General features: G+C 37.5%; 9 protein-coding genes. 4 read left to right on the top strand and 5 right to left on the bottom strand.

Annotated features, from left to right (window positions below; genetic code table 11):
* Positions 1-137: 137 nt before the first annotated feature.
* The 3 genes from DK861_RS16975 to pepN form a co-directional block, all read right to left on the bottom strand.
* Positions 138-689 carry a cell division protein ZapC gene (locus tag DK861_RS16975; RefSeq protein ID WP_006537379.1) on the bottom strand — a complete coding sequence of 184 codons (552 nt, stop codon included), beginning with the start codon at positions 687-689 and terminating at the stop codon, positions 138-140.
* Positions 690-907: 218 nt separating this feature from the next.
* Entirely contained in the window at positions 908-1918 is a 1011-nt protein-coding gene (gene pyrD / locus DK861_RS16970; protein ID WP_109400845.1) for a quinone-dependent dihydroorotate dehydrogenase, read from the bottom strand.
* 204 nt (positions 1919-2122) lie between these two features.
* The gene (pepN, locus tag DK861_RS16965) at positions 2123-4738 is read right to left on the bottom strand and encodes an aminopeptidase N (protein ID WP_109400844.1); all 2616 of its coding nucleotides are present in this window, start codon (positions 4736-4738) and stop codon (positions 2123-2125) included.
* 340 nt (positions 4739-5078) lie between these two features.
* On the opposite strand from pepN, the gene pncB reads away from it, so the two are divergent.
* The 4 genes from pncB (at position 5079) to DK861_RS16945 (ending at position 11046) form a co-directional block, all read left to right on the top strand.
* Positions 5079-6293 carry a nicotinate phosphoribosyltransferase gene (gene pncB / locus DK861_RS16960; RefSeq protein WP_109400843.1) on the top strand — a complete coding sequence of 405 codons (1215 nt, stop codon included), beginning with the start codon at positions 5079-5081 and terminating at the stop codon, positions 6291-6293.
* A gap of 257 nt (positions 6294-6550) precedes the next feature.
* Positions 6551-7951: an asparagine--tRNA ligase gene (gene asnS / locus DK861_RS16955; protein ID WP_006537389.1), complete on the top strand. Its 1401-nt coding sequence runs from the start codon at positions 6551-6553 to the stop codon at positions 7949-7951.
* A gap of 340 nt (positions 7952-8291) precedes the next feature.
* The gene (locus tag DK861_RS16950; RefSeq protein WP_109400842.1) at positions 8292-9407 is read left to right on the top strand and encodes a porin; all 1116 of its coding nucleotides are present in this window, start codon (positions 8292-8294) and stop codon (positions 9405-9407) included.
* Between the two features lie 448 nt (positions 9408-9855).
* Positions 9856-11046, top strand: coding sequence for an amino acid aminotransferase (locus DK861_RS16945; RefSeq protein ID WP_072062787.1), 1191 nt, complete (start codon positions 9856-9858; stop codon positions 11044-11046).
* A 156-nt stretch (positions 11047-11202) separates the two neighbouring features.
* Here the strand turns inward: DK861_RS16945 and DK861_RS16940 are convergent, their stop codons facing one another.
* On the bottom strand, positions 11203-11853 hold the full coding sequence (locus DK861_RS16940; RefSeq protein ID WP_109400841.1) for an MBL fold metallo-hydrolase: 651 nt from the start codon (positions 11851-11853) through the stop codon (positions 11203-11205).
* A gap of 37 nt (positions 11854-11890) precedes the next feature.
* Positions 11891-12439, bottom strand: coding sequence for a YcbK family protein (locus DK861_RS16935; protein WP_072062789.1), 549 nt, complete (start codon positions 12437-12439; stop codon positions 11891-11893).
* Positions 12440-12608: the final 169 nt, after the last annotated feature.

Raw genomic sequence — 12608 nt, 5'->3', positions numbered from 1 at the left:
TTATTTTTAGAAAAAGATTACAGAAAGAGAGTGATGAAGATTTGATTTGCAGGAGTATTGTTTAGGGGATATTTGTTTTTAGGATATTAAAAATAATGAGTGACGATAAAAAGAGTAAATCCTTTTAACTCTTTTTTTTAAATAACTTTCTCGTACAAAAATGATCCTGACTCTGGCTTTTTATGGTAATTGCTTAACCTATCATTCATAATTTTTATTGGGTCACAAAAATTAAGTGTTCTATCAAATAATGTTAACTGAGGTTGAGCTAATAAACATAAACAAGCTTGAGCCCCCACTTCAGTCACTAAAAAAAGAGCGGTTTCGTCTTCTTCTCTTAATGAAACTTCCACCACTTGAGACAAATAAGGGTTGATTTGATTATTGTTAACTTCAAAATACCAACTCTTAGGCATCAATGGTTTTAAAAAGCGATGGGCTATTAATGCATTTAACGCTAATTCAGCTCTTGACTCTGATGGCATATCAATTTGTCGAATTTGCTCATCGTATCCATAATAAAGAGCTGCATCATCGACGGTAAAAGATGCTGATTGTCGAGCACTTTCACTCAACATTTTGCTTGGAAAGCGAGAACGAAAAACCATACCATTTGCTAAATCAAGCATTAATTTTTGTTGCTCAACATCAAAATACCAACGCCAGCGATCATCGGGTTTTATTATCACTAATTAATCCCCCTTCGATTCATTTCCTGTTTTATTCTCTGATAAACAATCAAAATTAAATGACATAAATAAAATATTTAATATCACCTAACAAAAACAGGATTCATTTTACTATTAATTAAGCACAATCAGTGCAATTTAATAAAAAATAACCAACTAGGGGCAATATAAACGAGTTAGGGACAGAAGAAAAGCCCCTAACTCATTATTAAATGTATTTAGATATGATTAATTATAGATTTGATAAGTGCAGGACCTTGATAAATGAATCCTGAATAGATTTGAATAAGAGAAGCACCTGCATCCATTTTTTCTCTGGCTGCTGTTAATGAATCAATTCCACCAACACCAATAATAGGTAATGCACCTTTTAATTCTTCATTTAATTGGCGAATTATTTGTGTACTTTTTGATTGTACTGGGCGACCACTTAATCCCCCAGCTTCATTACAGTGATCTAATCCACTGACTAATGATTTATCTAATGTGGTATTTGTCGCAATAACACCATCAATATGATGACGAACTAAGCTATCTGCAACTTGAATTAATTCTTCATGCGTTAAATCAGGTGCAATTTTAACAGCAACAGGAACATATTTTTGATATTTACCCTGTAACTCTAATTGTTTATTTTTAATTGCAGATAATAAATCGTCTAATGCTTCACCATATTGCAGTGTACGCAAACCTGGGGTATTTGGTGATGAGATATTGATTGCGATATAACCCGCATAAGCATAGACTTTTTCCATGCAAATCAAATAATCATCTTTACCTTGCTCTACTGGGGTATCTTTATTTTTACCGATATTAATACCCAATACGCCACCATAACGAGATTGCTTTACATTTTCAATTAAGTTATCAACGCCAAGGTTATTAAATCCCATTCGATTAATTAAACCTTCGGCTTCCACTAAGCGGAATAAACGAGGTTTATCATTTCCCACTTGGGGACGTGGTGTCACTGTACCAACTTCAATAAAACCAAATCCCATCGCACCCAATGCATCTATACAATCACCGTTTTTATCAAGACCGGCAGCAAGACCAAGTGGATTTTTAAACGAGAGCCCCATACAAGAAACGGGTTTAGAAGGAAGTGACTGCTGAATAAGAAATTGAAATGGGGAATGAGATAAACGTTTTAACTGGCGGAAGGTAAAATCATGGGCACGTTCAGGATCTAGCCGAAACAATGCCTTCCTTACTAAGGAATAATACATACGATCTCCATTGAGAATATCGGGTATTAGGAATGATATGTCTACGACAATTTAAGCGTCGTGCATCATATAGATAAAAGCACGAAAAGTAAACGTTTCAATTTCATAATTCATCATAAAAAATCCCCAGACTATGCTGGGGATCTAGTTATCTTGCTAATTTCATATTATTTACTCACTCATAAAGTGATATGAAACGTAATATTAATCAGCTAATGCTTTAGTGATTTTCTCATAGAGATCACCTGATAAATTCTCAAGCTCTTTCAGTTTTAATAACTCTACACGCATTTTTTCTTGGCGTGTTGCATCATAACGTTTTAAACGAATAAACGGTTCAATAAGGCGTGAAGCAACTTGTGGATTACGGCTATTTAAATCAGTCAGAATTTCTGTCAATAACAGGTAACCAGAACCATCTTCAGCATGGAAAGCCACTGGATTATTATTCACAAATGCACCGATTAATGCACGAGTACGGTTAGGGTTTGCTAGTGTAAATGAGCGATGAGATAACAAACTACGAACTTTTTGTAACACATCTTTTGCTGGGCTCATGGCTTGTAAACTAAACCATTTGTCCATCACTAAACCATCTTGATGCCATTTATCATCGAACTCTTGTAATAATGTATCTTTACAAGGCAACTGCGCCATTACAGCAGCATTAAGTGCAGCAAGCGCGTCGGTCATGTTATCACTATTGTGATATTGCATATCAACAAGCTGATTACCCGTTTGCTCATTTTCAACCGCTAAATAAGCTAAACAAACATTTCGTAAATCGCGCTTTGCAATATCATCATGATTAACACGATAAGCACCGATATGCATTGAATGATAAACAGCAGAGAATTCATCTGCCATTTCAGTTGCTAAGGTTTTACGAATAAAACCAAGTGCTTTATGGATGGCAACAGGATCGATAATACTAAATAATTCACCCGCTTCGACATCTGTTGGTAACGTCAGAATAAGGGCAGCTAGTGCTGGATCGATATCTTTATCAAGTAATACTGCGCGGAAAGCATCAACGACCATTTCAGGCAGAATACATGTTTCACTCTTTTGAACTCGAGCAACATTTTCTTTTATATAGCGACCTAATAATGCTTGAGCTGCATCCCAACGTGAAAATGCATTACGAGCATATTTCATTAAGAATGAGAGTTGCTCATCCGTAAATGGGTAGTCAAGTTTTACAGGCGCAGAGAACTCTCGTAATAAAGATGGGATTGGCTGTTCTGGAACGTCATCAAATACAAATTGTTGTTCTTCACGAACGACATTCAATACATTAGAAATCGCCTGACCTTGTGAACGCAAAGGGATCACATTGCCTTTATGATCATACAATTCAATATCTAATGGAATATGTAGCGCTTGTTTTTCAGCTTGATCAGCTGTTGGTGGTGTCATTTGACTAACAGTTAAAGTGTATTGCTTTTTATTCACATCATAACTATCACGAACGGTCAGTTGTGGTGTACCTGATTGGCTATACCAACGACGGAATAAAGTGAGATCAACATTAGAAGCATCTTCCATCGCTTGAATAAAATCGTCACAGGTTGCAGCACTACCATCGTGACGATGAATATACATTTGAATGCCAGCTTGAAATTGCTCTTCACCTAACAAGGTGTGGATCATCCGGATCACTTCTGAACCTTTTTCATATACTGTTAAAGTATAGAAGTTGTTCATTTCGATCACACTATCAGGACGAATTGGATGTGCCATTGGGCTTGCATCTTCTGCAAACTGAGCGGTACGCATCACGCGTACATTATTGATACGGTTAACAGAGCGAGAGCCTAGGTCAGAGCTAAATTCTTGATCACGGAAAACGGTTAAACCTTCTTTTAAACTTAACTGGAACCAATCACGACAAGTAATGCGGTTACCTGTCCAGTTATGGAAATATTCATGACCAATAACTGACTCAATGCCTAAGTAATCTTTGTCAGTCGCCGTTTCACTTTTCGCTAGAACATATTTGGAGTTAAAAACATTCAGCCCTTTATTCTCCATTGCTCCCATATTAAAGAAATCAACAGCAACTATCATATAGATATCGAGATCGTATTCTAAATTAAAGCGAGATTGATCCCATGCCATCGCATTTTTCAATGATGTCATTGCCCAATCTGCACGATCTAAATTACCTTTATCAACAAAAAGCTCTAAAGCAACTTCACGACCGCTTTTGGTGATAAAAGTATCTCGTAATACATCAAAATCCCCCGCTACTAGCGCAAATAAATAGCTTGGTTTTGGATGTGGATCTTCCCATGTTACCCAATGACGACCATCATCCAGTTCACCTTGAGCAATACGGTTACCATTAGACAATAAATAAGGATATTGTTTTTTGTCTGCAGTGATTGTAGTGGTGTAACGAGCTAACACATCAGGTCTATCTAAATAATAAGTAATATGACGGAAGCCTTCAGCTTCACATTGTGTACACAATGCATCGCCAGAAACATACAACCCTTCTAATGCGGTGTTAGCCGATGGATTAATATTGTTAACAATTTTTAATGTAAATTGTGCTGGTAGTTGTTCAATGATGAGTTTGCCGTTTTCTTCTTTATAGTGTGTCCAAGCAACATCATTTACTGCAATTGATTTTAATGTTAATTCTTCACCATCTAACACTAATGCTGTTGCATCTGAGTTTAGACGTTTACATTGGCTTATCGCTGTAATCTGGGTATTTTCTTTATCTAAGATAAAATCAAGATGTAAATCGGTGATTGTGTAGTCAGGGGCACGATAATCTTTGCGAAATTTCGCGATTCTTTGTTGTGTCATAGAAAAAACCTTTTAGTTAACACGACTATTTAACGGTTATATTACCAAAGCTTACTCGTCAAAAATCTGTTTAGCCAGTCGAATATTCAATTGAAAACATTAAAAGTCAACAGAATGTTAATTATTTATTAATACATGTAATCAATTTATTTGGTAAATGATGCTAATATACTCCCAAATTATGTTTAACGTGGTAAACTCATCTAAGTTTTACAGCTTGTTTTTATGTCGCAGAGAAATATTGTTGAATAGTGACGCTTTGTCATCATATTCGGGTATACTCTCCAACCTTAACGATTTAGCTGACATAAAAACGCTCCGTGAGGATGCTTGACGCGCTATGATTTTAGACGCTACACCGATTATTACATCACTGTTGGATACCGATGCATACAAGCTCCACATGCAACAAGCGGTTTACCATCATTATAGTGATATTCCTGTCGTTGCTGAGTTCCGTTGTCGGAGTGATGAACGTCTAGGTGAATATGCAACAACCTTACGCCATCAAGTTAACATGATGGCAGACTTGTCATTGACGAATGAAGAATTTGACTATCTTCAGGGTCTCCCTTTTTTCAAAAATGACTATCTGCAATGGTTTAAGCATTTCCGCTTTAAGCCAGAACAAGTTCAGATTTCAACCACACCTGACAACCAACTTACCATAAAAATCACAGGCCCTTGGCGTGAAGTTATTTTATGGGAAGTCCCTTTGTTGGCTTTAGTGAGTGAAATTGTACATCGAGCTCGCTCTCCACAAATCACGCCTAATGATGCGGTTAATCAACTACGTAAATTAATTGATATCTTCTACCGTGATGCGGCTGAGCAACAGATTGACTTAGCTGATTTTAAACTGATGGATTTTGGTACTCGTCGCCGTTTTTCTTATGATGTGCAGTGCGCCATTGTGGGTGAGCTGAAAAATCATTTCCCTTATCTTATTGGTACAAGTAACTATCATTTAGCAGAACGTATGCAATTAGCCCCTGTGGGTACACAAGCTCATGAGTGGTTTCAGGCGCATCAGCAGATTAGCCCAGAGCTGGCCAATAGTCAGCGTGCAGCTTTACAATCTTGGTTAGATGAATACCCCGACCAATTAGGTATTGCATTAACAGACTGTATTACGATGGATGCTTTTTTGCGCGATTTTGATAAGGCCTTTGCAGAGAGTTATCAAGGTTTACGTCACGATTCTGGTGATCCTATTGAATGGGGTGAAAAAGCGATTGCGCATTATGAGAAACTGGGCATCGACCCAATGAGTAAAGTATTAGTCTTTTCTGATAGCCTCGATTTTCAAAAGGCATTAGTACTTTATAAACATTTCCATAAACGCATTCGTTTAATCTTTGGTATTGGTACTCGGCTAACTTGTAACATTCCTGAAATAACGCCTCTTAATATTGTGATTAAGCTGGTGGAGTGTAATGGTAAGCCTGTGGCTAAATTATCAGATAGTCCAGGCAAAACGATTTGCGAAGACGATGATTTTGTTGACAAGCTACGCAAAGCCTTTGATGTTCCACTTGTCAAACAAGCCTGTTAATTAGCTAAAAATCTTCATTAATAAAAGAAAGGGTAATAATTGCCCTTTCTTTTGCCATAACCCCTGTTTTTATCAATATTTCACCTGTTTTTATCAATTTATTTTATACAAAAGCTTTTTTCTTCTTTATTGACTCTTTAAACTAAAATTTCCTACTTGTTTCCTGCGCTATTGCAAGTAACATAGAAAAACTGTCCGACAGGGGCAGAATGAATTAACCAAACAATTATTTTAATTAAATGAAGAGAGATTTATTTATGATCGTTGCGCCTGTAGTCGACGTACTGCAAGGCCGTATCGCGGTTGGCGAAGACGTCACCGTTCGCGGTTGGGTACGTACAAGAAGAGATTCAAAAGCTGGTATCTCATTTCTTACCGTCTATGACGGTTCCTGCTTTAATCCAGTACAGGCCATCATTAATAATAATTTACCGAATTATCAAGATGAAGTGCTGCACTTAACCACAGGCTGTTCTGTGGAAGTCACCGGTAAAATTGTTGAATCTCCGGGCCAGGGACAGAACTTTGAAATTCATGCCACTCAGGTTGTTGTGGTAGGAATGGTCGATGATCCGGAAACTTATCCGATGGCCGCCAAACGTCATAGTATTGAGTACCTGCGTGAAGTTGCTCACCTTCGTCCTCGTACTAACTTAATTGGTGCAGTTGCTCGTGTTCGTCACACATTAGCACAAGCACTACATCGTTTCTTCGATGAACAAGGCTTCTTCTGGGTTTCTACGCCACTAATTACCGCGGCTGATACAGAAGGTGCTGGCGAGATGTTCCGTGTCTCTACACTTGATATGAACAATCTGCCTCGTACAGATAAAGGCGACGTTGATTTCAGTGAAGACTTTTTTGGTCGTGAAGCGTTTTTAACCGTATCAGGTCAATTAAATGGTGAGACTTACGCCTCTGCATTAAGCAAAGTGTATACTTTCGGCCCAACATTCCGTGCTGAAAACTCAAATACCAGTCGTCACCTTGCTGAATTTTGGATGGTTGAGCCTGAAGTGGCATTTGCTGATCTTAACGATATCGCAGCACTTGCTGAAAAAATGCTGAAATACACCTTTGCAGCCGTATTAGCAGAGCGTAAAGATGATATGGAATTCTTTGCACAACGTGTCGATAAAGACGCAATCACACGCTTAGAAAACTTTATCACCTCTGACTTTGCTCAAATTGATTATACCGATGCAGTTACTGTGCTTGAAAACTGTGGTGAGAAATTTGAAAACCCAGTTTATTGGGGTGTTGACCTCTCTTCTGAGCATGAGCGTTATCTCGCAGAGAAACACTTTAAAGCACCTGTTGTAGTGAAAAACTACCCGAAAGATATCAAAGCATTCTATATGCGTATGAATGAAGACGGTAAAACAGTTGCCGCAATGGATGTATTAGCACCAGGTATTGGTGAAATCATCGGTGGTTCTCAGCGTGAAGAGCGTTTAGATATGTTTGATAAACGTTTAGATGAAATGGGAATGAGCAAAGAAGACTACTGGTGGTATCGCGACCTGCGTCGCTATGGCACCGTACCTCATTCAGGTTTCGGTTTAGGCTTTGAACGTTTAGTTGCTTATGTGACCGGTGTCGCAAACGTTCGTGAAGTTATTCCGTTCCCACGTACACCAAGAAATGCAGATTTTTAATTTAGTGATTAATTAGTATTCAACTAAGAATTTGCACTGCTGTTTTATTGTACTCGTTTTACTTAAGTGAAGAAGCCAACCACAAGGTTGGCTTTTTTTATGCATGGCTGTTATTTGATTAAAAAGTTCCCCCAAATACATACTTTGAAATACATAGTTACAATTTGTTACACTTTTTTCGTTTTTGTAGCAAATTGGGGGTAGATAAAATTTTTTACCAATGGAACACTGTCACCCGACACAGACGACACTTAACTCTCATAAATAGTTCCATAAAAATTAAGAAACTATTTCTGGCAGTGGCAAAGGTGTCTGAATAACACCAATGAGGGTAATAATAATGATGAAGCGCAATCTTCTTGCAGTGGTAATCCCAGCTTTAATGTTTGCTGGTGCAGCAAACGCAGCTGAAATGTACAACAAAGACGGCAACAAAGTAGACATCTACGGTAAAGTTGACGTTCGTCATTACTTCGCAGATGCTGATACTAAAGGTGATCACGAAAGCGGTGATGCTTCTCGTGCTCGTATCGGTTTCAAAGGCGAAACTCAAATCAATAAAGATTTAGTTGGTTTTGGTCGTTTTGAATACGAAGTTAAAACTAATACTACTGAAGGCGAAAACAAAGCTAAAACTCGTTTCGCTTACGCTGGTTTTAAATTCGCTGACTACGGTTCACTAGACTACGGTCGTAACTACGGTGTAATTTACGACACCAACGCATGGACAGACGTTCTGCCTTTATGGGGCGGCGACTCTATGGCGCAAACTGACGTTTACATGACTAGCCGTACTACTGGCGTTTTAACTTACCGTAACACTGATATGTTCGGTTACGTTGATGGCCTGAACTTTGCTCTGCAATATCAAGGTAAAAACAACGAAAACACCAACAACAAACGTAAAGACAACGCTGAAGCAAACGGCGATGGTTTTGGTTTCTCTACAGCTTATAACTTAGGCTGGGGCGTAACACTGGGTGGTGGTTACTCAAGTTCTGCTCGTACTAACTGGCAAGAACATAAGAGCGATGCTACTGGTAAACGTGCAGAAGCATGGAACTTTGGTGGTAAATTCGAAGCAAACAACGTTTACTTAGCAGCGATGTACGGTGAAACTCGTAACATGAGCTACTACGGTGATGGTGCTATTGCTAACAAAACTCAAAACATTGAGTTAACTGCACAGTATGACTTTAAAGATTTAGGTCTGAAACCATCTTTAGGTTATGTTCAATCTAAAGGTAAAGATCTGAACGATGGCTTTGGTGGTCTGAAAGACAACAATCATGATTTAGTTAAATATATCTCTGTAGGTTCTTTCTACAAATTTAACAAAAATATGACTGCAGTTGTTGATTATAAAATCAACCTGTTAGACAAAAATGAATTCACTAAAGACGCTGGTATCGGTACTGACAACGTAGTTGGTTTAGGTCTGACTTATCAGTTCTAATTACCGCTTAGGTAATTAAACAGTCAAGTTAATTGATTTGAAAAGCAACACTTCGGTGTTGCTTTTTTATTTATACTGCTACTACCAATCTTAATCTCTTATTATTTATCTCGCTTTTTTCTTCTTATTCACAATGCTTTCTTTTTCTTTATTTTTGTATTTGCAGTGGATTTGTTTATTTATTCACTGAAAAATATCGCATTTTCTTTATTTTTAGTAACGTCAAAAAGTTTATCATACTAAACAATTATGTCTTTTTAGTGATTATTTTTACATGTTAATGTAATCACAGGACATTCACTTATTTACATCTTGTTTTGCTATTTATTCTCACTTAGTTCACAACTTCTTGTTAATTTTTCTACAAACAGTTGGCAAAAAGGCCTCATAGCGTTACTCTTGATACTCATATTTCGGCTTCGTTTTGAGCTTAGGGAACAATTACACTATGTTTGAGAAAATCATTGCTGCACCAGCCGATCCTATTCTAGGTTTAGCTGATAGTTTCCGTTCTGATCCTCGTGAAAACAAAATTAACTTAGGGATTGGTGTTTACAAGGATGAAACAGGTAAAACCCCTGTTTTAACCACTGTTAAGAAAGCAGAAAAATACCTGTTAGAAAACGAAACCACTAAAAATTACCTTCCTATTAGCGGTATCCCTGAATTTGGCAATGTGACCCAAGCACTTTTGTTTGGTGAACAACACCCTATTATCACTGAAAAACGCGCACGCACAGCACAAGCCCCTGGTGGTACAGGTGCTTTGCGTATTGCTGCTGATTTTATTGCTCAGCAAACCACTGCAAAACGCGTCTGGATAAGCAATCCAACTTGGCCTAACCATAATAATATTTTCCAAACTGCAGGTCTTGAGATCTGTAATTACGATTATTATGATGCTAAAAATCATGGGTTAGACTTTGATGGTATGTTAGCAAGCCTTGCTAAAGCGCAAGCAGGTGACGTTGTTTTATTCCATGGTTGCTGCCATAACCCAAGTGGTATTGATCCAACGGAAGAACAATGGCGTCAATTAGCTGAACTGTCAGCAGAAAAAGGCTGGTTGCCTGTTTTTGACTTTGCATATCAAGGTTTTGCTCGTGGTCTTGAAGAAGATGCACAAGGCTTACGCCTCTTTGCAGAAAAAAATCCTGAGCTTATTGTTGCCAGTTCATATTCTAAAAACTTTGGTCTTTACAATGAACGTGTAGGTGCATGTACCATTGTGACCAAAGATAGCGACACTGCTGAAAAAGCCTTTAGCCAAGCAAAAGCAATTATTCGTGCCAACTACTCAAACCCACCAGCACATGGTGCTTCAGTTGTAACAACTATTCTTTCTAACCCAGAGTTAAAAGAAGAATGGATTGAAGAGCTAACAACCATGCGCGAACGTATTCAGCGTATGCGTCAACTGTTAGTGACTACATTGCAAGAAAAAGGTGCTAAGCAAGACTTTAGCTTTATTATTGACCAAAATGGTATGTTCTCATTTAGTGGTTTAAATAAAGAGCAAGTTGAGCGTTTACGTGCTGAATACGGTATTTATATCGTAGGTTCAGGCCGTATTAACGTAGCGGGTTTAACTCTTGAGAATATGGTTCCACTATGTGAAGCCATTGTTGCTGTGCTCTAATTGACATCTAAAGCGTAATTAAGATAAATGCCACATTATTAAATATGTGGCATTTTTATTTACAACCAAAGAAATACAAATCTCATTTTTTACTGATAAAAAAGCGCTTTATAATAAAGCGCTTTTCTTTACTTACATATATTAATCAGTGCACGATTACCAGATTGGCATTTCATCTTGTAAAAACGGATTGTATTGACGCTCATGACCTAAATTAGACATAGGGCCATGTCCCGGAATAAACAGATAATCATCACCTAAAGGCAAAACTTTATTTTTGATTGATGCAATAAGATCAGCGTGGTTTCCCCGTGGAAAATCGGTACGACCAATACTTTCTTTGAATAACACATCTCCCATAGAGATAATTTTATTCTGATGATTCACAAAAATAATATGTCCCGGTGTATGACCAGGACAATGTAAAACAGATAACGAAATTGTTTTACCGATTGTTACGGTATCACCCTCATTTAACCAACTATCTGGTGTAAATGATTTTCCACAAGGAAAATTAAACATACGACACTGTTGTTCTAATTCTTCAAGTAGAAAACTATCATCTTTATGTGGCCCATAAACAGGAACATTAAAATGTTCAACAATTTGAGAAGTGCCTGCAATATGGTCAAAGTGTCCGTGTGTTAATAATACTTTGGTCAATGTTAATTGGCGTTCTTCTATTTCTGCAATTAACGTTTCAACATCACCACCAGGATCAATAATTGCCGCTTCCTTCGTTTCATCACACCAAATAAGGGTGCAATTTTGCATATAATTTGTCACAGGTACAATGTGATACATCATGAATCACTCCACTCTCTATTAACTAATTCTCAATAGGTTACCATGAGCGAACCGGTCCTGTATCAATATGCACAAAATTACTTCTTGGATAATATCCAACACCACCCGCTTTCATTCTTAATGCAACTTGACGAACTTTTGAAAGTTCTGTGCCTACTAAGCGAAAATCCATTGCTTGTCCGCGAGTATGGTAGCTTTTCTTAGCAACACCACTGCTGCTTTGGCGCAAATTATTATTAGTCACTAAAGAGCGATAACCTGAAATAAGTTCAACGGGTTTATTGTTATTCAGCATTACTTGCAGTAAATAGATTTGGTCAAACAGGGCGGGATCAATCGTTTTAATTTTATTTTGTCGGTAATCTCTAAACAGATGGTTTAGCTTTGCAAGTTCATGTTTATTATAACGTTTTCCATCAAAAAACTCGGCTTTAATAGTTTCACCAGTATTTAAATTATTAAAGCGAAGAATTTTTGGGCGAGGTGTTGCTAATGAAGCAAATGCATGAGAAGGCAATAAACCTAACCCCACAGCGGCCATACCGAGCCCCAGCCACTTACGGCGGTGTGAATCAATAATATCCATAGTATATGCACTCAACAAATTATTTCGGGAGGAAGAACCTTTATTATGACAATATTTTTCCTGAATTGTTTCTTATGGTTTGTATAGTATTGTAAATAACACTTCGTTTCAATTTATCAACATTTCAAATCTTATTAATTTAGTTATTTATACTAAAGACCCTTTTTAT

It is taken from the genome of Proteus sp. TJ1640, assembly GCF_003144445.1.
Classification (GTDB): domain Bacteria; phylum Pseudomonadota; class Gammaproteobacteria; order Enterobacterales; family Enterobacteriaceae; genus Proteus; species Proteus penneri.
This window is presented reverse-complemented; position numbering and strand designations above follow the sequence as displayed.

Bases quoted from the DNA above. Each gene is read 5' to 3' on its own strand.
- pyrD (WP_109400845.1), bottom strand. From the start codon at position 1,918: ATGTATTATTCCTTAGTAAGGAAGGCATTGTTTCGGCTAGATCCTGAA.
- pepN (WP_109400844.1), bottom strand. From the start codon at position 4,738: ATGACACAACAAAGAATCGCGAAATTTCGCAAAGATTATCGTGCCCCT.
- pncB (WP_109400843.1), top strand. From the start codon at position 5,079: ATGATTTTAGACGCTACACCGATTATTACATCACTGTTGGATACCGAT.
- asnS (WP_006537389.1), top strand. From the start codon at position 6,551: ATGATCGTTGCGCCTGTAGTCGACGTACTGCAAGGCCGTATCGCGGTT.
- DK861_RS16950 (WP_109400842.1), top strand. From the start codon at position 8,292: ATGATGAAGCGCAATCTTCTTGCAGTGGTAATCCCAGCTTTAATGTTT.
- DK861_RS16945 (WP_072062787.1), top strand. From the start codon at position 9,856: ATGTTTGAGAAAATCATTGCTGCACCAGCCGATCCTATTCTAGGTTTA.
- DK861_RS16940 (WP_109400841.1), bottom strand. From the start codon at position 11,853: ATGATGTATCACATTGTACCTGTGACAAATTATATGCAAAATTGCACC.
- DK861_RS16935 (WP_072062789.1), bottom strand. From the start codon at position 12,439: ATGGATATTATTGATTCACACCGCCGTAAGTGGCTGGGGCTCGGTATG.